This is a genomic window from Geothrix mesophila (assembly GCF_022808835.1).
GTDB lineage: Bacteria > Acidobacteriota > Holophagae > Holophagales > Holophagaceae > Geothrix > Geothrix paludis.
Map to the genome: position 1 here is coordinate 584202 of NZ_JAKZLD010000001.1, position 22507 is coordinate 606708.

Genomic DNA, 22507 nt, shown 5'->3' on the forward strand with positions numbered 1-22507 from the left:
CCCCGGGGGGGGGGGGGGGGGGGGGGGGCCCCCCCCCCCCCCCCCGGGCCCGCCCGGGGCCCCCCCCCCCCCCCCCCCCTTCTGCATCCCTGCCCAGACTAGAAGCTGTACCGCAGCTGCGCGCCCAGGATTTCGATGGTGGCCTTCATGGTGGCGTTGAGGCTGCCCCGGGTGAGGTTGTCGCCCGCAGAGGTCAGATTGATCTTGGCGTCATTGATGAACAGGTGGGTGTAGCCCACATCGAGGGACATCTTCTTGGAGAAGGCGTAGCTCATGCCCACGGAGAGCCACTTGCGGTCGTTGTCGGGGATGCGGGGGGTGCGGTGGTTGTCGTCCACGGCGCCCTGGTCGAAGCCCACGCCGGCCCGGAAGGTCCAGGTCGGGTCCATCTTCCAGGTGCCGCCCAGGGAGTAGAACCAGGTGTCGCGCCAGCTCTCGTCCGTGACGGAATCCGCGAGGCCCGTATCGAACTTCACGCGGAGTTCCTTGAACCGGGACCAGGTGCTCCGGGCCACTTCACCCTGGAAGGAGAAGGCGGGATCCACCTGCCAGTCAAAGCCCAGGGAGGCCGTGGCGGGGAGGGCGAGGTCGGCCTGGCCCTTGCCGTTGCGGAGTCCGGCGCCCTGGAGGGCGGCCAGATCCGTGGAGGGCATGGTCGAGGGATACTCGAAGGTGGCATCGCCCTTCAACGTCATGGTCATGGCCGCGGAATAGGCGCCGCCCAGGCGGAAGGCCTTGGTGGGCTGCCAGGTGAAGCCCGCCTTCCAGCCGTAGTCCCAGCCGTTGCCCTTCAGGCCGGCCTTGCCGTCCCAGGCCCCGGGGATGGCGTAGCCAGGGGTGCCGAAGGTGGCGTTGGGGGCCCCCATGGCGACGGTGGCCACAGGACTGTTCTGCGTGGGGCTCGGCGCCACGGGGGACATGCCGGCAGCGGCCAGCCCGGAGCCAACCTTCAGGGCCAGCGCGGTGCCGTAGTCCACGCCGTTGGTCAGTTCGGCGTCGGCATAGCGGGCGATGAAAGCCACGCCGAAAGAGAACTGGTCGTTCACCCGGTAGGCCAGGCTGGGCGCGATGTCGATGACCTTCAGATCGGACTTCAGGCCGTGGTACCGGCCGATCCAGTTGGCGTCGTACTCGGTGGTGAGGCCGAAGGGCACGTTCACCGAGAGGCCCAGCTTCAGGTCCTTGCTCGCGCTGTACATGATGTTGAATTCAGGGAGGATGGCGGACTGCCCGGAGTTCCCGTGGCTGGAGGGGCCGGAGATCGGCATGAGGCTGGTCGTGGTGTTGGGGTACACGTTGAAGCCGAGCCCGGTGAGCGCGGGCGTGCGTGTCGCCGTCATGCCATCGAGCTTCACGTCCAGGCCGACGTAGGTGCCGCCGAGGGAGAACTGCCAGCCCTCGTACTGGGTCATCACCGCGGGGTTGAAGAACAGGGCGCTGATATCGTTGCCCCCCGCGCTGACGCCGGCAAAGGCATTGCCCTGGGAGCTCGGGCTCTGCTCGCGGAGCTGGAAGCCGGAAGCCTGGGCCTGGGGAGCGAAGGCGCCGGCGGCGATGAGGGTCAAGGCCGTGAGGGTGAGGCGTGAACGGTGGGTCATGGGCGCATGGCTCCTAATCCCGGGTGGGGGTGGTGGCTGTTGGCAGCCGATTCCGAAGGTGGAAGATGGACCACAATACCAAATCGATGCAGACCTGCAATCACTCCCGAGAGCCTACCCTAAGGAAGGATCGCGACCTATAGGTCACCATCCATGAGCGGAGTGAGGCACCCCGACAGGCTCTTCCCCTCGGCCAGCTCCCTCACCAGGGCGGACCCGATGACCGGTGTGGCGCCCATCGCGCGGACCGCCGCCAGGCTTGAGGCATCGGAGAGCCCGAACCCCACGGCCAGGGGCCGGCTCGAGATCCCCCGCAGCTGCGCCACGCGCTCGCGCACGGGAGCCAGGTCCGTGCTTTGCGCCGTGCCGGTGACGCCCAGGCGGGCCACCACATAGGCGAAGCGCTGCGCGAAGGGCGCGGCGGGTCCGGGGTCCGGGCGCTCTGCCAGCACCTGCCGGGCCCGGTCCAGCGTGGTGGTGGGCGCCAGCAGCGGCACCATGGGATAGCCCGCAGTGCGCAGGTCCGCTTCGAAGGCCGGCTCCTCCCCGAAGGGCAGGTCCACCACCAGCAGGGCTTTCACCGGTGTGGGAGCGAGGAGTGTCTTCAGCCGTTCCGCGCCGATCTGGAGCAGCGGGTTCAGGTAGGTGAACAGGATGAGATCGGGGCTGTCCTTGAGGCCGGCCAAGGCCTGCAGCACGCGAACCGGCGTGGCCCCACGTCCGATGGCACGGTGCGCCGCCGCCTGGAGCACGGGGCCGTCGGCGATAGGATCCGAATGGGGCAGACCCAGTTCCAGGGCTTCGATGCCGAGGGATCTGGCCTCGGAGAGCTGGGCCGGCAGGGCTTCGAGGCTGGGATCACCGGCCATCAGGAACGGAAGGAGAGGGTTCATGTCAGATCTCCAGGCGCGACTGGTAGGTGGACAGGTCCTTGTCGCCGCGGCCGCTGAGGCCCAGCAGCACCGTGGCGACACCTTCGGCGGCGAGGGCCGGCAATGCCGCCAGGGCATGGCTGCTTTCCAGGGCGGGTAGAATGCCCTCGCGTTCGCAGAGCCAGCGGGCCCCGGCGAGGGCCTCATCGTCGGAGGCGCGGCGCACTTCCACTTTCCCGTCCAGCGCGAGAGCGGCCAGCTCGGGACCCAGGGCCGGATAGTCCAGGCCCGCACTGATGCTGGCAGTCTCGGCCGTGTGGCCGTGTTCATCCTGGAGCAGCAGGGTCTTGCAGCCGTGCAGCACCCCCGTGCGTCCGCCATCGAGGCGGGCGGCGTGCTCGCCCAGGGCGCGGCCGTGGCCACCCGCCTCCACGGCGAGGCGTCGCAGAGGATCGCCCAGGAAGGGCACCAGCAGGCCCAGACCGTTGCTGCCGCCGCCGGCGCAGGCGATCACGGCTTCGGGAAGCGCCCCGGCCTGCTCCAGCACCTGGGCGCGGGCCTCTTCGCCAATGACCGTCTGGAAGGTTCGCACCAGCGTGGGGAAGGGATGCGGCCCCAGGGCGGAGCCCAGGATGTAGTGGGCGTGATCGCAGCGGCCCGCCCAGGCCCGGAGAGCCTCGTTCACGGCCTCCTTGAGGGTGCCCTGCCCCGCCTCCACGGGCACCACCTTGGTGCCGAAAAGCCGCATGCGGGCCACGTTCGGGGCCTGCCGGGCCATGTCCGTAATGCCCATGTACACCGTGCAGGCCAGGCCCAGCCTCGCGCAGGCCGCGGCCGTGGCCACGCCGTGCTGGCCCGCGCCGGTTTCCGCGATGATCTCCGTCTTGCCCATGCGACGGGCCAGCAGGGCCTGGGCCAGGGCGTTGTTGATCTTGTGGGCGCCAGTGTGGGTGAGGTCCTCCCGCTTGAGGTAGAGGGCCTTGAACCCCAGCTCCGCCGCCAGGCGCGGGGCGGCCGTCAGGGGCGTGGGACGGCCCACGAAGTGGCGCAGCTCGGCCTTCAGCTCCGCCTGGAACGCCGGGTCGGCGAGGGCCGAACGGAACGCGGCCTCCAGGTCCAGCAGAGGCTGCATGAGCGTCTCCGGGGCGTAGCAACCCCCGAGGGATTCGGCGCCGAAGCGCGTGGGAAGCGCGAACGCATCAGCCATGGATTCCCTTTCCTGCTCGTGATTCCTGTCTCACGGCCGCCACGAAGGCGGCCACTTTCGCTGGATCCTTCCGCCCGTGTGCAGCTTCCAGCCGGCTCGCCGCGTCGAAACCCCGCAGACCAGGCCGGGCACTGGGCGGAAGTGCGGCGGCACGAGCCATCAGGTTGGCGCCATCCAGCCCTCCCGCCAGCAGGTAGGGCCCCGGCGGCGGGAAGGCCATGGCATGGCCCTGCCCCGAGCCCCCCACCACACCCGTCTGTATGGCGCTGGGTTCCCACAGGTAGAGATCCGCGGGTATCGACGCCTGATCCGGCTCATCGGCCCAGGGCAGCAGGACGACGAGGCCGGCCTCGCGCAGCAGGGCGACGCCCCGCTCCCGCTCGGGCACCGGCAGGTAGGGCTGGATTCGCCGGAAGCTGTGGCGGCGGGTCATCTCGAGCATGGACTCCGCATGATCCGCGACCATCACGAGGACGGCCCGATCCATAAACGGCCGGGCCACGGACAGGTCCGCACAGTGACGCGGGCTGGGGGGGTGGCACACGAAACCCAGCAGGTCCGCACCCTGCCCCGCGGCGAAGGCCGCATCCTCGGCCCGGACGAGGCCGCAGACCTTGGCCAGGAGGCTCATCGGGCCTCCTGGCCAAGGTCCGCGAAGACGCGTTCCAGGAAGCCCTTGGGATCCGGGCTGCGCATGAGTGCCTCGCCGATGAGCACGGCGTCGAAGCCGGCCCGCAGGGAGACTTGCGCGTCCTCGGGTGTGGCGAGACCCGATTCGCGTACCAGCACCGCCTCCGGAAAGGCCTTGCGCAGGGGCGCGGCGGTGGGCTCGCCCAGGGTGAAGGTGGCGAGGTCCCGGGCATTGATGCCCACCATGCGCGCCCCGGCCTCCTGGGCGAAGGGCACCTCCGTAAGGTCATGCAGCTCCACGAGAGCCTCCAGCCCGCGTCGGCGGGCCGCTTCCAGGAAGGCGGCCGTGTGGCCCTTCAGTACCCGGACGATGAGCAGCACCGCCTCCGCGCCGCAGGCTTCGGCCTCCGCGAGCTGGGCCTCGGAGACGACGAAGCCCTTGTAGAGCCGCGGCAGACCGAAGACCGCCGCGGCGGTCAGGTGGGCGGCCGCCCCGCGGAAGTAGGTCGGTTCCGCCAGGATGGAGAAGGCCGTCGCGCCGCCTTCCCGGTAGGCCTGGAGCTGGGCCTGCAAGGGGGTGCCGGCGGCGAAGGGGCCAAGCGAAGGCGAGGCCTGCTTGTATTCGGCGATGACGGCGCCGCCCAAGGTCGCGGCATCCCGGCGAAGGGCCGATTCGAAGGGACCGGGACCGTCCAAGGGAGCACGGAGGGCCGCCGCCGCGGACCCGGCCGAGGACAGGCGCGCCAGTTCCGACACCAGCACCCGCTGGAGGTGCGAACTCTTCGGAAGCCCGGTGCCGCGCACCAGGGAAGCGGGATCCGGCAGGGCGCTCATGGGTTCACCCCCGCCCCGGGGAAGGGCGGGACGAAGCCGCCGTCGAGGGCGCTTCGCATCTCGCGGAAGCTGGCATCCACGCCCTCCAGCGAACCGCCGCGGTGCAGGGCCAGCCCCAGGGCCGCCTGGAGGGCCACGGCGTCCGCCACGGCGGGCCGGAAGTCCGCGTGGCCGGCGCCGGCGAAGATCCCCCGGGCCACGGTCAGGGCTTCGGCCCGGTCCGCCACGCGCAGGGCGTGCCGGGCCGGCTGGGCGATGCCCAGCTCCCGCGGCACCAGGACCTGGGGCGCCCGGACCCGGCCGTCGGTGACCGCCAGGATCGTCGTGGGGCCTTCGATGGAGGCTTCATCGAGGCCCTTCCCTTCCGCGTCCTTGCCGTGGATCACGAAGGCCCGCCGCAGCGTCGGCCGCCGGGCCAGGGCCCCGGCCATGGGCGCCAGCAGGTCCTCCCGGGCCACGCCCAGCAGCTGCAGCGGCGGATTGGCCGGATTGATGAGTGGCCCCAGCAGGTTGAAGATCGTGGGGATGCCCAGGCGGCGGCGGATCTCCCGCAGGCGGCCCATGAGCGGGTGGTAGGCCGGGGCGAAGAGGAAGGCGAAGTGGTGGGCCTGCAGGTCCTGGGAAAGGTCGGCGCTGGCGCGGGCCAGGTCGTAGCCCAGGGCCTCCATCAGGTCAGCGCTGCCGCAGACACCGGTGGCGGCGCGGTTCCCGTGCTTCACCACAGGCACGCCGAGGGCCGGGAGGAACAGCGCCGTGAGGGTGCTGAGGTTGGCGGTGGAGGCTCCGTCGCCGCCCGTGCCCACCACGTCGATGGCGTCGTCGGGCACCTCCGGGAAGGGAACCGCCACCTCGGCGAGGGCCTCGGCGAAGGCCGCCAGCTCGTGAGCCTCGGGCACCCGCTGGGCCAGCAGGGCCAGGCAGGCGCCCACCAGCAGAGCATCCGTGTCCTGGTCGATGAAGATGCGCATGAGCTCCGAGGCGGTGGCTTCGGGCAGGGGTCGGATGGGGTTGTGGGTGGTGAGCAGGGTCATCGGGTCAAATCCTTCGAGAGGCGTAGGAAGTTCGCGAGCATGGCCGGCCCGTCCGGCGTAAGGATGCTTTCGGGGTGGAACTGCACACCCCAGCGGGGCAGATGCCGGTGGGCCATGGCCATGATTTCCCCGCCGGGGCTGCGGCCTGTGACGCGCCAGCAGTCGGGGAGCGTGGCGGGATCCGCGATCAGGCTGTGGTAGCGGCCCACGGAGAGGCCTTGGGGCAGTCCCCGGAAGAGCCCGTCGCCTTCGTGCTCCAGCGCCGTCGCCTCGCCATGCAGAGGCTCGACCGCGCGAACCACCCGGCCGCCGCTGGCCGCCGCCAGGGCCTGGTGGCCCAGGCAGACGCCGAGCATGGGGATGTCCCAGTCCGAGCCCGCCAGGGCCATGTGGGCGTGGCTCTCCGTGGGGTGGCCGGGGCCCGGTGACAGCACCACAGCCCCGGGGCGCAGGGCCTTCGCCTCGTCGAGGGTGATGGCGTCGTGGCGCACGACCTTCACCGGAGCGCCCAGCGTCTCGAAGGCCTGCACCAGGTTGTAGGTGAAGGAATCCAGGGCATCGATCAGCAGGATCATCGGGAGCCTCCGGGCAGCTGGACGCCGAGGGCCTGGGCGATGGCGCCCAGCTTGTGCAGGGTCTCGAAGTATTCGGACTCGGGCTTGGAGGCCCGCACCACACCGGCGCCGGCCTGGATGTGGGCGACGCCGCCCGCATAGACCGCCGTGCGCAGGATGAGGGCCGTGTCCAGGGCGCCATCCGTCCCCAGGCGCAGCAGCACGCCGCCGTAGGGCCCGCGCGCCTCCCCTTCCAGTTCCGCGATGCGCTGGCAGGCGCGCAGCTTGGGGGCGCCGCTCACGGTGCCGGCGGGAAAGGCGGCGGCCAGGACGTCCAGGGCGTCCACGCCCTCCCGGAGCTTGGCCTTCACGGTGGTGGTGAGGTGCAGCACGTGGCTCGTGCGCTGGAGGGCGAGGGGCTTCTCCACCCGGACGCCGCCGGGAACGGCCACGCGGCCCAGGTCGTTGCGGGCCAGGTCCACCAGCATCTGGTGCTCGGCCAGCTCCTTGGGGTCACGCTTCAGGGCCTCGAACCGCTCCGCATCCTCCTCGGCGCTCTCGCCGCGGGGCACGGTGCCGGCGATGGGGAGGGTCTCGGCCTCGCCGCCCTGCACCCGCACCAGCATCTCCGGCGAGGCGCCCACCAGGGAAAAGTTCCCCCACTCCAGCAGGAAGCCGTAGGGACTCGGATTCAGGCGGCGGAGGCGGCGGTAGGCTTCCAGGGGCTGCGGCGGATTCTCGATTCGGAATCGCTGGCTGGGTACGAGCTGGTAGACGTCGCCGTCCAGGATCCGCTCCTGGGCGGCGCGGACCATGCCTTCGTAGGTCTCGCGGGTCACCTGGGCGGCCGCCCGCGGAGCCGACGCGGCGGAACCCGGATCGCGGGCGCCCGCCAGGAGCTGCTCCCGGAGGCCGCGGAGGCGGCGGAACCCGGCCTCCGGGTCCGCCTCCAGAGTCTGGAGTTCCGCCACCTGGTGCAGGTGGTCGAAGACAAGGGCCGTGTCGAAGCGGCGCACCCAGAGGCCGGGAAGGCCGAGGCTGTCCCGGGCGGGCTGGGGGAGTGTGGACTCCATGGCCCCCACGGCCTCGAAGCCGAGGTAGCCCGCGCAGCCCACGCCGATGGGGAGGGGCACCTTGAAAGCTGGCAGTTCCGCAGCGGGATCATGGACGGCGCCAGCAGGCGGCGGCCCCGCCAGGGCCCGCAGAGACTCGATCCAGCCCCGGGCTGGCGGATCCAGGCGGCACTCGGCGGAACCCTCCAGCAGCACGAAGCTGTGGCGGCCCACCCGCTCGCCCTGGTCGCAGGATTCCAGCAGCAGGCTGGCGCCCGCCGGGCGCAGGGCCAGGTAGGCGGCGAGGGGTGTGAGCAGGTCCGCGGGAAGCGGGTGGCGGATCAGGTGCATGGGGAAGACCTTGGAAAACCACAGACCGGCTTTGCCGGGATGGGGTGTGGGGGTCCGGGGGTGTGCGCGAAGCGCGGAACCACCGGAGAACATCAAAGAAAAAGCCCGACCGGAAGGTCGGGCTCGGAAGGTCCGGGTTGGCGTGGGCCGCTAGGCCTCGCACAGGGAGCCGTCCGAGCCCGCACGCCACCACCAGGCCCCGTGAAGGGAGCCCTGGCGAAGGGACAGGGAGGACAGCGTCATGGAACCGATGTAACCCCATCCACGCGGGCCCTGTCAAGTGTGGTTTGATGAAGGATTGCTTGCGGACGGCCATGACCGAGGATCGCCCCACCACCATCCACACCGAGGATGCGCTTGCGCCCAGGGATCCCTGGCGCTTCCTCCGCCCCGCCCTGCGCGGCGGCTTCAGCCGCTGGGGCTGGGGCCTCATGACCGGGTGGCTGCTGGTGCTCCTGGGCCCCGTGCTGGGCTGGGCCGGTCATCTGCGGCGGGCCGCGGGATGGAGCGCCCTGCCCAGCCACTGGGGCGAGCGCATCAGCGCCCGCGACATCTGGGAGCTGTGGGAGAACGGAGGGCTTCAGCACCGTCTGGCGAATTCCCCGACGGTGCACCTCTTCGGCTTGGGCCTTGTGGTCGTCCTGTGGTGCGGCTGGCGCATGCAGGCGGAGCGGGTGGGGTTGAAGGCCCGTCTGGGCTCCTGGCTGCTGGGCGCGCTGGACACGGTCCTGATCGGATTCCTCCCCGTGGGCCTCCTCGCATGGCTCGGGGACGTCGTCCTGACCTGGCTCGGAGGCCTCGGAATCGACGGCCTGGGCTGGACCTCCTTCTTCGGCCGCCCCCTGCTCTGGATGGCGGCTGTGGCGGCCCTGAACCTCCAGTGGTGGTTCTGCCGCCTGGGGCGCGCGGCCGGCCCGACCCGCGGCTACCGCGCCCACCTGAGCGACTGTTTCCTGCGGCTGTGGACGCACCCCGTCCAATGGGGCCTCCTCTCCCTCGGCGGCGCGGCCCTGAGATCGCTCCTGCCCTTCCTGGTGCTGGTCCTGGCCTGGCGCATGGGAGGCGGCACCCCCTTCCGTGTCGGCCTGTTCCTCGCGCTGCAGTTGGCCGTCACCCTGCTCAACGGCTGGCTGATGGGCTGGCTGCTGCGCACCACCGCCCTGTTCTGCGCCCATGATGCCACCGTGCGCACCGCCCGCGCCGCCGTGAAGGACCTGTCCCGTGAAGCCATCGCCAGCTAGCGCCCTGGTCGCCCTCCTGCTTGCCGCTCCCCTGGCGGACCAGCCGCCGAGCGCCAAGGCCGAAGTCATCCCCGTCACTGAAGCAATCCCGGATGACCCCGAGATCCAGAAGGTCATCGCGCCCCTGGCGGAGGAGATCCGGGCCAGCTTCGGTCAGCCGCTGGTGCAGGCACCCCAGGGCGTGTTCCGCGGAAGGCGGGGCGAGGAGAACCTGCTGGGCTACTGGGTCTCCGACGTCATGCGCCAGGCGGCCCAGCCCCTGGTGGGCACTCCGGTTCGCTTCGCCATCACCAACGCGGGCGGGCTGCGGGCCAACCTGCGTCCCGGCCAGCTCAAGGTCGGGGACATCTTCGAGCTGATGCCCTTCGAGAACGAGCTGATCGTCATCGAGCTCACCGGCGCCGAAGTCATCCAGGTGGTGAAGGAGGGCCTGCTCCGCCGCGGCGGCGAGCCTTGCTCCGGCGTGAAGGTGAAGGTCGAGGGCACGCCCCAGCAGGCCACCCTCACCGTCACCTGGGAGGATGGCAGTCCCATCGATCCGGCGGCCGTGGTGAAGGTCGCCACCACGGACTACCTCTACGGGGGCGGCGACTCCATCCCCACCCTGAAGAAGGGCCGGAAGCCGTTCACCACGGGCGTCACCCTGCGGCAGATGCTCCTGGACCAGTGCGCCGCCCTGGGGAAGGCGGGCAAGGATCTGCTGCCGCCCGCGCCGGGGCGCTACACCGTGCCCGTGCCGATCCTGGAAGCCATCCGCGACAAGACGTTCAAGCTGTAGGAGAGACCATGGAACGCCGCACGTTTCTCGCCTCCCTTAGCGCCGCCGCCGTCGCCTCCCGGGTGCCCCTCAAGGCCGCGGATGGCCCGGCCGCGGGTCGCATCACCCTGCTGCACACCAACGACACCCACTCCCGCATCGAGCCCTTCGGCCCCGGCAACGGCGCCATCAGCGGCAAGGGCGGCATGGCCCGGCGCGCCACCCTCGTGAAGCAGCTCCGGAGCCAGCTGGGCCCCGTGCTGCTGCTAGATGCCGGTGACACCTTCCAGGGCACGCCCTACTTCAACCGCTACAAAGGCCGGCTCGACTACCAGCTCATGCGGATGATCGGGTACGACGCCACCACCCTGGGCAACCACGACTTCGACAACGGCGTGGGAATGCTGGTGGAGGCCATGGCATCCATGGAGAAGCTCCAACACAAGAACCCGCCCTTCGCCTTCCTGAACTGCAACTTCGACTGCCAGGGCGCCCCCGAGCTGGCCAAGCGGATCCGTCCCTACCTGGTCCGGCAGTTCCCGGGCGTGAAGGTGGGCATCACGGGCGTGGGCGTGGCCTTCGCGGGCCTCGTGGCCCCGAAGAACCATGAGGGCATCGTCTGGAAGGATCCCTACGAAAGCCTGAAGCCGGTGGTGAAGCGGCTCCGGGAAGTCGAGAAGGTGGACCTGGTGGTGGTCCTCTCGCACCTGGGCTACGACGTGAAGGACGCCGCCCACGACGACCTGCGCCTGCCCGGCCAGGTGGCGGGTATCGACGCCGTCATCGGCGGCCACAGCCACACCTTCCTGGAAGCGCCGGTGAAGGTGAAGCAGGCCCAGGGGGAGACCCTGGTCTTCCAGGTAGGCTTCGGCGGCGTGAACCTGGGCCGCATGGACTTCACCCTGGCGCGCGGTGAGGTCAGGGCGGCCTCCGGAGCTGCCATGCCGGTGGTGGGCTGAGGGACTTGCCCAGGACTGGAGTGACGGAAGTCCCAAATCCCCGTCCCCACAGGGAAACCCGCTTGATGGCGGGCTTTCACCGTGGGAGCCTGCCTTGAATGCCCTGTGCCGGAACAGCGGGGGTCCAGGCCCCGGCGCTGCCGTAAACGCCCATAAGGAGAGCCCATGACCACGCAGAAGATCATCTGGACAGAGATCGACGAGGCGCCCGCACTGGCGACCTATTCCCTGCTGCCGATCATCCAGGCCTTCACCAAGGGCACGGGGATCTCCGTCGAGACCTCCGATATCTCCCTGGCGGGCCGCATCCTGGCCAACTTCCCCGAGAACCTGACCCCAGCCCAGCGCGTCCCCGACAACCTGGCCGCCCTCGGCGCCCTGGCCCTGAAGCCCGAAGCCAACATCATCAAGCTCCCCAACATCAGCGCCTCCATCCCGCAGCTCAAGGCCGCCATCAAGGAGCTCCAGTCCCAGGGCTTCAACGTGCCGGACTACCCGGAGCAGCCCACCGAGGAAGTGGAGAAGGCCATCCAGGCCCGCTACGCCAAGGTGCTGGGCAGCGCCGTGAACCCCGTGCTCCGCGAGGGCAACTCCGACCGTCGCGCTCCGCTGTCCGTGAAGAACTACGCGAAAAAGCACCCGCACAAGATGGCCGCCTGGGCCCCGGATTCCAAGGCCCGCGTGGCCCACATGGCCGCCGGCGACTTCTTCGGCAGCGAGACCTCCACCACCCTCGGCAAGGCCACGACCGCCCGCATCGAGTTCGTGGGCGCGGATGGCGCCGTCAAGGTTCTCAAGGACAAGCTGCCCCTCCAGGCCGGCGAGGTCCTCGACGCCTCCGTCATGAGCGTCAAGGCCCTCCGTGCCTTCTACGCCGAGCAGATCGACGCGGCCAAGCGGGACGGCCTCCTGCTCTCCCTGCACCTCAAGGCCACCATGATGAAGATCTCCGATCCCGTCATGTTCGGCCACGCCGTGTCCGTCTTCTACCAGCCGGTCTTCGAGAAGCACAACGCGACCCTCCGCGAACTGGGTGTGAACACCGCCAATGGGCTGGGTGATGTCTACGCCAAGATCCAGGCCCTGCCTGAGGCCCAGCGCGCGGCCATCGAGGCGGACATCCAGGCGGTCTACGCCACCCACCCGGCCCTGGCCATGGTGGACTCCGACAAGGGCATCACCAACCTGCACGTGCCCAACGACGTCATCGTGGACGCCTCCATGCCCGTGGTGGTGCGCGACGCAGGCAAGATGTGGGGCGCCGACGGCAAGCTCCACGACACCCTGGCCATGATCCCGGACCGCTGCTACGCCACGATGTACAAGACCGTCATCGAGGACTGCCAGAAGCACGGCGCCTTCGATCCCACCACCATCGGCAGCGTGCCCAATGTGGGCCTCATGGCGCAGAAGGCCGAGGAGTACGGCTCCCACGACAAGACCTTCTTCGCCCCGGCTGCCGGGACCATCCGCATCGTGGACGAGTCCGGCGCCACCCTGCTCTCCCAGAAGGTCGAGGAAGGCGACATCTTCCGCGGCTGCCAGGCCAAGGACGCCCCCATCCAGGACTGGGTCAAGCTCGCGGTCACCCGCGCCCGCCTCACCGGCGCCCCCGCCATCTTCTGGCTGGACAAGGCCCGCGCCCACGACGCCCAGATGATCGCCAAGGTGGAGACCTACCTCAAGAACCACGACACCAAGGGCCTGGACATCCGCATCCTGTCCCCGGACGAGGCCATGAAGGTCTCCTGCGAGCGCATCCGCAAGGGCCTCGACACCATCAGCGTCACCGGCAATGTCCTGCGCGACTACCTCACGGACCTCTTCCCCATCATCGAGCTGGGCACCAGCGCCAAGATGCTCTCCATCGTGCCCCTGCTGGGCGGCGGCGGCCTCTTCGAGACCGGCGCGGGCGGCTCCGCCCCCAAGCACGTCCAGCAGTTCCAAAAGGAGGGCTACCTCCGCTGGGATTCCCTGGGCGAGTTCTCGGCCTTCTGCGCCTCCCTGGAGCACGTGGCCAATGCCTTCAAGAACGCCAAGGCCGGCGTGCTGGCGGAGACGCTGGACCAGGCCATCGCCAAGTTCCTCGACAACGACAAGTCCCCTGCCCGCAAGGTGGGCCAGATCGACAACCGTGGCAGCCACTTCTACCTGGCCCTGTACTGGGCCCAGGCCCTGGCGACCCAGGCGAAGGATGCCGAGCTCCAGGCCCGCTTCGCCAAGGTGGCCCAGCAACTCGCCAGCAGCGAAGCCAAGATCAACGAGGAACTGATCGCGGCCCAGGGCAAGCCCGTGGACATGGGCGGCTACTACCATCCGGACCACGCCAAGACCTCCGCCGCCATGCGTCCCAGCGCCACCCTGAACGCCATCATCGACGCCATGGCCTGATCCAGTCCGGAACCGCCGAAGGCACCTCGCGGGTGTCGGGATGCACAGTGTCCCGGCACCCGCTGGCTTTTCGACCAAAACTCAGGTGTGGGGCGAAGCTGGCCGTCAAGCCGGGTATGACGTGTTCGCCCATCCCTGCCCCAACCCGGCACCCTCTCTCCCGGAGGCGCACCGTGCTTGGTTTCGCGCCTGATTCCGTGCGCAGAGCGGCGTCCGGCGCTCCAGGTGGATCCGTCGCCTGAATTCGACTGGCTCTGAGGCTGGCAGGGCACGCATGGCCCATTCGTGCGGCCGCCCCGGAAGAAATTTGCCGGGCATTGAGCCTCCTAGGCAATTACCGCACTCAGTATAAATTTCCCATGAATATTCACGATTTATTTATGCAACCCTAGCAGAAATGCCACGGGTCTGAGATGAGGGAGCCATGGGGCATCCTCGCTCACGTCCGCCCCCCCCAAACACCTCAAGGAGCCATCTATGCACACGTTCTCCCGTATCTTCGCGGGCGCTCTTCTTCTGGCCGCGCCGGCCGCTTTCGCACAGTCCGCCACCGCGACGGCGTCCAGCGTCCCCGCCTCGGCCCGCATCTACGTGCCCATCTCGGTGAGCCTCACCAATAGCGGCCTGAGCTTCGGTGACATCTTCGCCAGCACCACTGGTGGCGACGTGACGCTGGACCCCCAGAACAACACCCGCACGACCACCGATCCGGCCCTTGGCGCCACCGGCTCTGTCAGCGCGGCGACCTTCAAGGTGACCGGGAAGCGCAACGCCACCTACGCCATCACCCTCCCTGCCGACGGTAGCGTGACGCTGACCGGCGCTGGCGCCGCCATGCCCGTGAGCAAGTTCACCGCCTCGGTCGAGAACGCCGCCGCCACCGGCACGGCCACGGGTCTGCTCCCCAATGCGGCGAATGCCTCGCAGACTTTCGCGGTGGGCGGCACCCTGACCCTGGGCGCCAACCAGACCGATGGCGACTACGCCGGCACCTTCAATGTCACGGTCGCCTATAACTGAGGCCCGCTGATCCGCTGGTCACCCAGGGCGTACCCGCGCCCTGGGTTTTCTCCGTACTTGAGGTCTCATGTTTCGTCTCCGCTCCCGGGCCATCTCCAGCCTGTTCTTCGGTCTGCTCTCGCTCGGCCTTCCGGCCCAGGCGCCCCTACCTCCCGCTGACGGGGGCATCGGCGACCTCCTGGTGGCCCCGACCCGGGTGGTGTTCGAGGAGCGCAAGCGGAGCGCCGAGCTGAACCTCTCGAACATCGGGCAGGCCCGGGCCACCTTCCGGATTTCCCTCGTGCGCATGGAGATGGACGAGACGGGCGGCATCAAGGAGCTGCCGTTCGACCCGGGCACCGAGAACCTCCGGTCGCTGTTCCGCTTCTCCCCCCGGCAGGTGACCCTGGACCCCAGGGAATCCCAGACCGTGCGGATCCAGGTGCGCAAGCCGGCCCAGCTGCCCGAGGGCGAGTACCGCCTGCACATGACCTTCCGCGCGGTGCCCCCCGACGCGCCCGCGCCCCAGGCCGGGGCGGAGACCCCCAAGGGAATCGCCATCAAGCTCACGCCCGTCTACGGAATCGCCATTCCCCTCATCGTGCGGCACGGCAAGACGTCCGCCAGCGTCTCCATCACCTCGCCCGCCTACGATGCCAAGAGGGGGGTATTGAGCTTCCGCTTGAACCGCGACGGCAACCAATCGGTCTACGGCGACCTCAAGGCCACCCTCCTCCCAGCTGCCGGAGCCCCGGAAGTCCTGGCGGAGGCCTCGGGCCTGGCCGTGTACACCCCGAATGCCGGCCGGATCGTCGCCCTGCCCATCCGCGGCCGATCCATCCCCCCCGGCAGCCGGATCCGCATCACCTACTCCCAGCCCATTCTGGATGGCGGCCGCCTGTTCGCGGAAACCGTCATGACGACCCCCTGAATGGGCCGCTTCGCCGTCCGCAAGGCCCTCCTGGGCCCGGCCCTCATGGGGGTGGCGGCGATGCTGCATGCCGGAGGCCTGGCTCCCGCAGAGGCCACCGCCCTGCCGGGGATGCTCGTGAACCGCTCCGAGGAGGAAGTCTTCCTCTTCGCCCTGCGCCTGGACCAGGCGACGGTCAGCAGCACCTTCCCCGGATTTCCCGTGAAGGACGGCGTGCTGGTGCCCCTGGGAGAGCTGTGCCGCCTGCTGGACCTGGCCATCGAGGTCGACCCCAACCGAGGGCGGGCCTCGGGCTTCTTCATTGACGAGAAGCGCCGCTTCAACCTCGACGTCGTGGCGGGAACGGTGGTGGTGGCAGGTCGCAGCCTGCCGCTCGACCGGTCCCTGATGGAACTTCACGCGGATGACATCTACGTGGATACGCGCCTCCTCGCCACCTGGCTGCCCCTGGATTTCCAGGTCGTCCTCCGCAGCTCATCCATCACCGTGTCGCCCCGGGAGCCCCTCCCCATCCAGGAGCGCTGGAAGCGGGAGCGCATGGTCGGCCGGTTCCGCCCCTCGGAGGGTCCGAAGGTCTTCCCACGATCGCCGGACCCCTATCGCGTCCTCGAAGTTCCGATGGTGGACGAGACCCTGCGCCTGACCGCCCAGACATCGCCCGATGCGGATCGGCACGTCCGGGCCCAGAGCACCACGTTCGCCGCGGGGGATTTCCTCGGACTGTCTTCGAACCTCTACGCGATTCTCGATACGGAGAGCGGCCTCTCGGAGTTCCGGGTGGCCATGGGCCGCCGCGACCCCCACGCGGGCCTGCTCGGCCCGCTCAGGGCGACGGAGTTCGCCTTCGGGGAGGTGCTCGATCCGGGCTTGAACCTGCTCACCCTGCCCATGGCCGGCACGGGGGCCCTGCTCACCAACTATCCGCTCCAGCGGGAAAACGCCTTCGACCGCCATTCCTTCCAGGGGAACCTGTCGCCGGGCTGGCAGGTGGAGCTCTACCGGAACCAGGCTCTCCTGGGTTTCCAGGCCTCCCGCCCCGATGGCCGCTATGAATTCCTGAACGTGCCGCTCTACTTCGGCTGGAACGATTTCCGCCTGGTGTTCTATGGCCCCCAGGGCCAGCGCCGTGAGGAAGTCGTGCGCTTCGATGTGAGCGAGAACCAGACCCCGGAAGGCGAGTTCCAGTACCGGCTGGTGGGCGTGGATCCCCGCCAGGCTGGAAAGCGCGGGCAGATCGAAGGGCGCTACGGAATCTCCCGGCAGTTCACGGCCGGGTTCTCCTTGTCCGGTCTGGATCTGGACGGGCGCCATCACGCCTACCGCGGGATCGATCTCCAAGGCTTCTGGAAGCCTCTGTCGGCGTCCTTCAGCGCCGTCAGCGACCAGCTTGGAGGCAGCGTCGCCCAGCTGGGCCTTCGGAGCCGCCTGGGCTCCACCAGCCTCACGGTCAAGCATGCGGAGCTCCAGGATGGCTTCTCCAGCGAAGTGTTCCGGCCCATCTACGGCCCGATCCGGAGCCGCAGCGGCCTGGAGACGTCCTCCCTGCTGCCCAGCCTGGAGCGCAGCCTCGTCACACTCGACCTCGGCGCCGCCCGGGACCGGCTCGTGGCGGGCGGCAGCATCGATCGCCTCTACAACCGCGTCTCCACCTCCTTCCAGGGGTACTTCCTCTCCAACGAAGTCACCCTCACCAGGGGCCTGGACACGGCAACCCCCTTCCCCACCACCACGATCGGGGACTTTCTCGCCAGCAAGTTCTTCCGGACCTTCTCCCTGCGTGCGCAGGCGAACTATCAACTGAGCGGCGGCGCCCGGCGCCTGAACGCCCTGTCCACCTTCCTGGAAACGCCGGTCTTCATCCCCTTCAACCTCCGGGCCGGGCTCACGCATTCGGTAGCCTCCAACGACACCCTGGTGCAGCTCGGGGCCTACAAGACCCAGGGCGCCTATGCCCTCAGCGTAGAACTGGGCTACTCCACCCGCAGCCGCCTGTCCCTGGACCTCACCTTCCGCGTGGGCCTGGCCCGGGAACCCCGGAACGGCCGGATCCATACGCAGGCGCAGAGCATCGCCGGGCATGGCGCTGTTTCCGCCCGCGCCTTCCTGGATGCCAACGGGAACGGCGTGATGGATGGCGATGAGAAGCCCCTCCAGGGCGTCGGCTTCCTCGCGAACGGCGCCTCGCAGCCAGGCAGCACGGACACGAAGGGCGTGGCCTTCCTCACCAATCTCTCCGGCGATCTCGACGCCAACCTGTCCGCCAACTCCACCACCCTCGAAGACCCGTTCATGCGGCCCCAGGGCCCGGGCCTGCGCGTCACCCCGCGCCAGGGCCATGTGGCGCAGCTCGAGGTGCCCGTGGTGCTGTTCGGCGAGGTCACGGGAACGGCCTACCTGAAGCGTGATGGCGCCTCCGGAGAGCTCCCCGGCCTGCTCCTGGAGCTCGTGGACAACCAGGGCAAATCCATCAAGACCACCCGGACGGCCTTCGACGGTTTCTACACCTTGTCCGATCTCCCGCCCGGAACCTACCAGCTCCGGGTGCCTGACGCCGAAATCCAACGTCTCGGGCTCTCGAAACTGCCGCCCATCCCCGTGATCGTGACCTCCGAGGGCACGGTCGTGGACGGCCTCGATCTCCTGCTCACCCCAGACCGCTCCAACCCGCTCCTTCCGGGGCAGGACGGCCGGAAAGAAGATCAACCATGAGCTTCTCCGCCCTCTCAGCGCTCTCCCGGCGGTTCTTCCTGGCGGCCCTGGCACTCGCGACACTCCCCGCCCTCGGCCAGGCCTGGGTGCCGGTCATCAACAAGTACTCGGACATCTCGCTGGGCTATGTCATCCCCAGCGCCTTCGGGGGGACGGTGGTGCTCGCCTCGCCATCCGGGAATCGGAGCGCCTCGGGCGGCGCCGCCCTGGGGTCCTCCGCTGGCGTCAGCCTGGGCAGCTTCACCCTGTCCGGCAAGGTGGGCGACAGCTGGTTCGCCTCAGCGGGCAGTCCGGTGCCCTTCCCCCTTGTGGGACCGGGCGGGGCAACGGTGGTCGTCACGGCCGTGGACTGCCAGCCCGCCACCAGCGGCACCTTCCCTTCCACGGGCACCACGGGCTACTACTACCTGGGGGCTACCGTCACGGTCGGCTCGAGCGCCGCCACGCCCGCGGGAACCTACACCGGCAGCTACACCCTGAATGTGATGGATCCCTTCAAGGGAGCCGTCACCCCCATGACCTTCTCGGTGCAGATCCAGGTCGCGCCGGTCATCAGCCTCACGGAGCTCACGGGGCTGCGGTTCGGGGCGGTCTTCACCAGCCCGGCCCCGGGAACCGTGGTGCTCAGTCCCGCCGGCACGCTCAGTACGACGGGCGGCGTGAGCCTGGGATCGCAACTGCCGGTTGGACCCGCCACCTTCTCCGTGACCGGAGCCGCCAACGCCACCTACGCCATCACCCTCCCGGGCAGCGTCGTCCTCAGCTCTCCGGATGGGACCCTCACGGTGACCGCCTTCACGAGTTCTCCCGGCCCGACGGGGCGTCTGGATCCCACCGGGCGGCAGACGCTGAGCGTGGGCGGCACGCTGAACGTGGCCGCCGGCCAACCCGACGGCGACTACGCCGGAACCTTCAGCGTGACCGTGGCCTACAACTGATCTAGAGGCCTACAACCGATCTAGAGAGAGCCGGCCTGGATCGGCGCGCCGAAGGCGTCCCGGATCATCAGGACGCCCCCCGCATGGCGGATCTCGCGGGCGAGGAACCGCTGCCGACCCTCGACCACACTCCGGGACGCGAGAACCTCGAGAGGGGTTCCCGCTTCGAACAGGCCTGACGTGTTCCACGCACCGGTGTCCACCCGCAGGACTCCGGCCGCCAGCCGGATCCGGATCGACCGGCCCTCCCAGCCTTCGACCACACCCTGGATGGTCACTTCCGTCGAAAGGTCATAATCCGCCGCTTCCCGGGGTCGGATCCGGACGGTGCAGGTGGCGCTGCTTGTGCTCTGGGCCATGACCACGGCTTCCGAGCCACCGGCCAGGGCCAGCAGGAGCCCCAGGCGGCAGATCGATCGGAAGGTTCCAAGGCGGCCCATCGGGCGCTCCTCGCAAGTGGTCAACCTTCTTTTCGACCCTGCGGAAGGCCGCGATAACACCCCCGATTAAAAAAAGATTGAGTCAATCGAGGCCGGCGGCCCCGGGACCACGCTCGATTCAAACGTTGTTATTAAATATATTAATACAAATTTGACGACACGACAGGCTGTTCCCGGCCTCCTTTGCCGACCCGATCATCGGCTGGTCCGAGGCCGGTAGCGGAGGAAGGATTCACACGGCCAGCGACTGTTTCTGTCCGCGGCCACGCAGGGTCAGAACAGCCCCACCACGCGGCCCGTCTCCGGATCGATATCCACGTCGTAGAAGCCGGGCCTCGTGGGGAGGCCGGGCATGGTGGCCATCTTGCCAAGCAGCGGGTAGAGGAAGCCGGCCCCGGCGCTCAGGCGGACATCCCTCACCGGGATGCGGAAGCCCGTGGGGACGCCCTTCAGGGCAGGATCATGGCTCAGGCTCAGGTGCGTCTTGGCCATGCAGATGGGTAGGCGGTCGTAGCCAAGCCGCGTGTAGGCCTCGATCTTCGCTTCGGCCTCCGGCGCGTAGTCCACACCGTCGGCGCCGTAGACCTCCGTGGCGATGGCCTCGATCTTCTGTTTGATGGGCTCGTCCACGCCGTAGAGGAAGCGGAATTCAGATGGGCGCTCGCAGACGCGCATGACGGCCCGGCCCAGATCCAGGGCCCCTTCCCCGCCCAGGGCCCAGTTCCGGCAGACCACCGCATCTTCCGCGCCGCTCTCCAGGGAGGCCCGGCGCACCAGGTCCAGCTCCGCGGGGCTGTCCGTGGCGAAACCGTTCACCGCCACCACGACCGGCACGCCGAACTTCCGGGCGATGCGGATGTGGTGCAGCAGGTTGGGCAGACCCTGGCGGAGCAGGTCCAGGTTCTCATCCACGTAGACCGCGTCCAGGGGCTTCCCCGCCACCACCTTGGGCCCGCCGCCGTGCATCTTGAGGGCGCGCACGGTGGCCACCAGAACCACGGCGTTGGGCTTCAGCCCCGAAACGCGACACTTGATGTCGAAGAACTTCTCCATGCCCATGTCGGCGCCGAAGCCGGACTCGGTGACCACGTAGTCCGCCAGCTTCAGGGCGATCTGGTCGGCCAGGATGGAGCTGTTCCCGTGGGCGATGTTGGCGAAGGGGCCCGCGTGCACGAACACGGGCGTGCCCTCCAGCGTCTGCATGAGGTTCGGCTTCAGCGCATCCTTCATGAGGACGGTCATGGCGCCGGCGACGCCCAGATCCTCCGAGGTCACCGGGCGCCCCTGGCGATCAAGGCCCACCACCATGCTTCCCAGCCTGCGCCGCATGTCCTGGAGCCCCGTGGTGAGGGCCAGGACGGCCATGATCTCGCTGGCCACGGAGATGTCGAAGCCCGTCTCGCGGGCGAAGCCCTGCTCCTCCTCGCCCCGCCCCACGGTGACGCCCCGCAGGAACCGGTCGCTGGTGTCCAGGATGCGGCGCCAAGTGATGGCGGCGGGGTCCAGATCCAGGCGGCAGACGCGACGGCGCTCCTCCGGCGTGAAATCGTCGGGATTCCCCTTGGTGATGCCCAGCTTCGCGCAGCGCAGCTGCAGCGATCGCGGGAACTTCCTTCCGGATTTTCCTTTCGGGAAAATCCGCTCGAACAGCTGCTCATCCGAAGCGCCGGCCTCATGGAGGATACGGGCGTCGATGGCCGCGGCGCAAAGGTTGTGGGCCGCGGTGATGGCGTGGATGTCCCCGGTGAGGTGGAGGTTGAAGTCCTCCATGGGGATCACCTGGCTGTAGCCGCCGCCCGCGGCTCCGCCCTTGATGCCGAAGGTCGGGCCCTGGCTGGGCTGGCGGATGCAGGTCACCACGCGCTGGCCCAGGTGCGCCCCCAGGGCCTGGCTGAGTCCCACCGTGACCGTGGTCTTGCCTTCCCCCAGCGGCGTCGGAGTGATGGCGGTGACATCGATGTACTTGCCGTCCGGACGGCCCTGCAGGCGGTCCAGCACCTCCAGCCGCACCTTGGCCTTGGTGGGGCCGTAGAGCTCCAGCTCGTCCGCCTCGAGGCCCAGTTCCGCGGCCACCTGGTCGATGGGCTTGAGGGTCGCCGCCTGGGCGATGTCCAAATCCGAGGGCACCGGGGTTCGGCGCTGCAGGACCGTGGGAGTGAAGGGCCGCGTGACGGTGGTCATGCCGTCTCCTCGAAAAGATCCACCCCAACTATAAGTAAAAAACGACTGTATGGTCGCAATTGAGCCGCCTGTGTTGATTCACGTCACAGCCGCCCCCATGCTGGATCCATGCGTCGTCTGACCGGGGTCGCCACCCATCGCTTCAGGGAGAAGGCTTCGGTCTTCCTCACGGAGCTGCACCCCGCGTTGGATGCTGAAGCCCGGGCCGCCGTGCTGGCCTCGCTTCGCAAGCGGGACTTCGACGCCACGCATCACTGCAGCGCCTGGCGGGAGGGCATCCCCGTCGCAGCTTTCGGGGCCGATGATGACGGCGAACCTTCCGGCACGGCCGGGAAACCCATGCTGGCGGTGCTGGAGGGAGCCGAGGCCACCGACCTCATCGCCGTCTGCATCCGCTGGTACGGGGGGACCAAGCTCGGCACTGGCGGTCTGGTGCGGGCCTATACAGAGGGCGTCCAGGGCGCCTTGGCCGAAGCCGAAGCCCAGGGCCTCTGGGAGGACGTCCGGATCCTCCGCCAGGGAGAGATCCGTGTCCCCGCGGCCCAGGCCCACCTGCCCTTCGCCTTGCTGGGGGCCTTCCCCGCCGCTTCCGTGACTAGCCAGACCTTCGAGGGAGACGCGGCCATCATCCGCTTCGAGTGCCCGCCGGATATCTGTCCCGCCCTCGACCACGCCTGGCGGGAGCGCAGCCGGGGCGGGACGATCGCCTGGACTTGACCACTCGCCGATCCCCACCCGCCGTTCGCCGATCCCGGCCCGGTTTCCTGTCAAGACGCCCGTAGCTTGGTCGTGCGGAAGGAGGCGCCCATGATCCAGCTGGGATGGTTCATCG

At 69.2% G+C, this 22507-nt stretch carries 19 protein-coding genes; 9 read left to right on the top strand and 10 right to left on the bottom strand.

Translation table 11 applies throughout. From position 1 onward, the window contains the following. Positions 1 to 98: 98 nt before the first annotated feature. From MLG87_RS02725 to MLG87_RS02760, 8 genes are all read right to left on the bottom strand, one after another. The gene (locus tag MLG87_RS02725; protein ID WP_243293679.1) at positions 99 to 1598 is read right to left on the bottom strand and encodes an OmpP1/FadL family transporter; all 1500 of its coding nucleotides are present in this window, start codon (positions 1596 to 1598) and stop codon (positions 99 to 101) included. A 137-nt stretch (positions 1599 to 1735) separates the two neighbouring features. Beyond that, a complete protein-coding gene (gene trpA / locus MLG87_RS02730; RefSeq protein WP_243293680.1) occupies positions 1736 to 2491 on the bottom strand; it encodes a tryptophan synthase subunit alpha in 756 nt (251 codons plus the stop codon). Position 2492: 1 nt separating this feature from the next. After that, entirely contained in the window at positions 2493 to 3677 is a 1185-nt protein-coding gene (trpB, locus tag MLG87_RS02735; protein WP_243293681.1) for a tryptophan synthase subunit beta, read from the bottom strand. Next, complete coding sequence (locus tag MLG87_RS02740; protein ID WP_243293682.1) at positions 3670 to 4308, bottom strand: hypothetical protein; 639 nt, start codon at positions 4306 to 4308, stop codon at positions 3670 to 3672. The genes trpB and MLG87_RS02740 overlap by 8 nt, the downstream gene beginning before the upstream one ends. Then, positions 4305 to 5141 carry an indole-3-glycerol-phosphate synthase gene (locus MLG87_RS02745; RefSeq protein ID WP_243293683.1) on the bottom strand — a complete coding sequence of 279 codons (837 nt, stop codon included), beginning with the start codon at positions 5139 to 5141 and terminating at the stop codon, positions 4305 to 4307. Before MLG87_RS02745 ends, MLG87_RS02740 begins: the two co-directional genes overlap by 4 nt. Further along, complete coding sequence (gene trpD, locus MLG87_RS02750; RefSeq protein WP_243293684.1) at positions 5138 to 6172, bottom strand: anthranilate phosphoribosyltransferase; 1035 nt, start codon at positions 6170 to 6172, stop codon at positions 5138 to 5140. Before trpD ends, MLG87_RS02745 begins: the two co-directional genes overlap by 4 nt. Then, positions 6169 to 6747, bottom strand: a complete 579-nt coding sequence (locus tag MLG87_RS02755) for an anthranilate synthase component II (RefSeq protein ID WP_243293685.1) — start codon at positions 6745 to 6747, stop codon at positions 6169 to 6171. The genes trpD and MLG87_RS02755 overlap by 4 nt, the downstream gene beginning before the upstream one ends. After that, positions 6744 to 8129, bottom strand: a complete 1386-nt coding sequence (locus MLG87_RS02760; protein WP_243293686.1) for an anthranilate synthase component I family protein — start codon at positions 8127 to 8129, stop codon at positions 6744 to 6746. Before MLG87_RS02760 ends, MLG87_RS02755 begins: the two co-directional genes overlap by 4 nt. Positions 8130 to 8443: 314 nt before the next feature. Between MLG87_RS02760 and MLG87_RS02765 the strand changes: the two genes are divergently transcribed. The 8 genes from MLG87_RS02765 (at position 8444) to MLG87_RS02800 (ending at position 19054) form a co-directional block, all read left to right on the top strand. Beyond that, entirely contained in the window at positions 8444 to 9370 is a 927-nt protein-coding gene (locus MLG87_RS02765; protein WP_243293687.1) for a hypothetical protein, read from the top strand. After that, on the top strand, positions 9351 to 10148 hold the full coding sequence (locus MLG87_RS02770; protein WP_243293688.1) for a 5'-nucleotidase C-terminal domain-containing protein: 798 nt from the start codon (positions 9351 to 9353) through the stop codon (positions 10146 to 10148). The genes MLG87_RS02765 and MLG87_RS02770 overlap by 20 nt, the downstream gene beginning before the upstream one ends. Before the next feature lie 8 nt (positions 10149 to 10156). Continuing rightward, positions 10157 to 11086: a bifunctional metallophosphatase/5'-nucleotidase gene (locus MLG87_RS02775; RefSeq protein WP_243293689.1), complete on the top strand. Its 930-nt coding sequence runs from the start codon at positions 10157 to 10159 to the stop codon at positions 11084 to 11086. Between the two features lie 165 nt (positions 11087 to 11251). Continuing rightward, entirely contained in the window at positions 11252 to 13477 is a 2226-nt protein-coding gene (locus MLG87_RS02780) for an NADP-dependent isocitrate dehydrogenase (RefSeq protein WP_243293690.1), read from the top strand. Between the two features lie 477 nt (positions 13478 to 13954). Next, complete coding sequence (locus MLG87_RS02785) at positions 13955 to 14497, top strand: DUF4402 domain-containing protein (protein WP_243293691.1); 543 nt, start codon at positions 13955 to 13957, stop codon at positions 14495 to 14497. Positions 14498 to 14564: 67 nt separating this feature from the next. Then, positions 14565 to 15407: a fimbrial biogenesis chaperone gene (locus MLG87_RS02790; RefSeq protein WP_243293692.1), complete on the top strand. Its 843-nt coding sequence runs from the start codon at positions 14565 to 14567 to the stop codon at positions 15405 to 15407. Continuing rightward, entirely contained in the window at positions 15408 to 18116 is a 2709-nt protein-coding gene (locus MLG87_RS02795) for a carboxypeptidase-like regulatory domain-containing protein (protein ID WP_243293693.1), read from the top strand. After that, positions 18113 to 19054: a DUF4402 domain-containing protein gene (locus tag MLG87_RS02800; RefSeq protein ID WP_243293694.1), complete on the top strand. Its 942-nt coding sequence runs from the start codon at positions 18113 to 18115 to the stop codon at positions 19052 to 19054. The genes MLG87_RS02795 and MLG87_RS02800 overlap by 4 nt, the downstream gene beginning before the upstream one ends. A 20-nt stretch (positions 19055 to 19074) precedes the next feature. On the opposite strand, the gene MLG87_RS02805 is transcribed toward MLG87_RS02800, so the two are convergent. Beyond that, on the bottom strand, positions 19075 to 19494 hold the full coding sequence (locus tag MLG87_RS02805) for a hypothetical protein (protein WP_243293695.1): 420 nt from the start codon (positions 19492 to 19494) through the stop codon (positions 19075 to 19077). A gap of 273 nt (positions 19495 to 19767) precedes the next feature. Further along, positions 19768 to 21675 carry a formate--tetrahydrofolate ligase gene (locus MLG87_RS02810; protein WP_243293696.1) on the bottom strand — a complete coding sequence of 636 codons (1908 nt, stop codon included), beginning with the start codon at positions 21673 to 21675 and terminating at the stop codon, positions 19768 to 19770. Positions 21676 to 21783: 108 nt separating this feature from the next. Between MLG87_RS02810 and MLG87_RS02815 the strand changes: the two genes are divergently transcribed. Further along, positions 21784 to 22392, top strand: coding sequence for an IMPACT family protein (locus tag MLG87_RS02815; protein ID WP_243293697.1), 609 nt, complete (start codon positions 21784 to 21786; stop codon positions 22390 to 22392). Positions 22393 to 22507 lie beyond the last annotated feature (115 nt).

Excerpts from the sequence above, each read along its gene's own strand:
- MLG87_RS02725 (WP_243293679.1), bottom strand. The coding sequence starts at position 1,598 with ATGACCCACCGTTCACGCCTCACCCTCACGGCCTTGACCCTCATCGCC.
- trpA (WP_243293680.1), bottom strand. The coding sequence starts at position 2,491 with ATGAACCCTCTCCTTCCGTTCCTGATGGCCGGTGATCCCAGCCTCGAA.
- trpB (WP_243293681.1), bottom strand. The coding sequence starts at position 3,677 with ATGGCTGATGCGTTCGCGCTTCCCACGCGCTTCGGCGCCGAATCCCTC.
- MLG87_RS02740 (WP_243293682.1), bottom strand. The coding sequence starts at position 4,308 with ATGAGCCTCCTGGCCAAGGTCTGCGGCCTCGTCCGGGCCGAGGATGCG.
- MLG87_RS02745 (WP_243293683.1), bottom strand. The coding sequence starts at position 5,141 with ATGAGCGCCCTGCCGGATCCCGCTTCCCTGGTGCGCGGCACCGGGCTT.
- trpD (WP_243293684.1), bottom strand. The coding sequence starts at position 6,172 with ATGACCCTGCTCACCACCCACAACCCCATCCGACCCCTGCCCGAAGCC.
- MLG87_RS02755 (WP_243293685.1), bottom strand. The coding sequence starts at position 6,747 with ATGATCCTGCTGATCGATGCCCTGGATTCCTTCACCTACAACCTGGTG.
- MLG87_RS02760 (WP_243293686.1), bottom strand. The coding sequence starts at position 8,129 with ATGCACCTGATCCGCCACCCGCTTCCCGCGGACCTGCTCACACCCCTC.
- MLG87_RS02765 (WP_243293687.1), top strand. The coding sequence starts at position 8,444 with ATGACCGAGGATCGCCCCACCACCATCCACACCGAGGATGCGCTTGCG.
- MLG87_RS02775 (WP_243293689.1), top strand. The coding sequence starts at position 10,157 with ATGGAACGCCGCACGTTTCTCGCCTCCCTTAGCGCCGCCGCCGTCGCC.
- MLG87_RS02780 (WP_243293690.1), top strand. The coding sequence starts at position 11,252 with ATGACCACGCAGAAGATCATCTGGACAGAGATCGACGAGGCGCCCGCA.
- MLG87_RS02785 (WP_243293691.1), top strand. The coding sequence starts at position 13,955 with ATGCACACGTTCTCCCGTATCTTCGCGGGCGCTCTTCTTCTGGCCGCG.
- MLG87_RS02790 (WP_243293692.1), top strand. The coding sequence starts at position 14,565 with ATGTTTCGTCTCCGCTCCCGGGCCATCTCCAGCCTGTTCTTCGGTCTG.
- MLG87_RS02795 (WP_243293693.1), top strand. The coding sequence starts at position 15,408 with ATGGGCCGCTTCGCCGTCCGCAAGGCCCTCCTGGGCCCGGCCCTCATG.
- MLG87_RS02800 (WP_243293694.1), top strand. The coding sequence starts at position 18,113 with ATGAGCTTCTCCGCCCTCTCAGCGCTCTCCCGGCGGTTCTTCCTGGCG.
- MLG87_RS02805 (WP_243293695.1), bottom strand. The coding sequence starts at position 19,494 with ATGGGCCGCCTTGGAACCTTCCGATCGATCTGCCGCCTGGGGCTCCTG.
- MLG87_RS02810 (WP_243293696.1), bottom strand. The coding sequence starts at position 21,675 with ATGACCACCGTCACGCGGCCCTTCACTCCCACGGTCCTGCAGCGCCGA.
- MLG87_RS02815 (WP_243293697.1), top strand. The coding sequence starts at position 21,784 with ATGCGTCGTCTGACCGGGGTCGCCACCCATCGCTTCAGGGAGAAGGCT.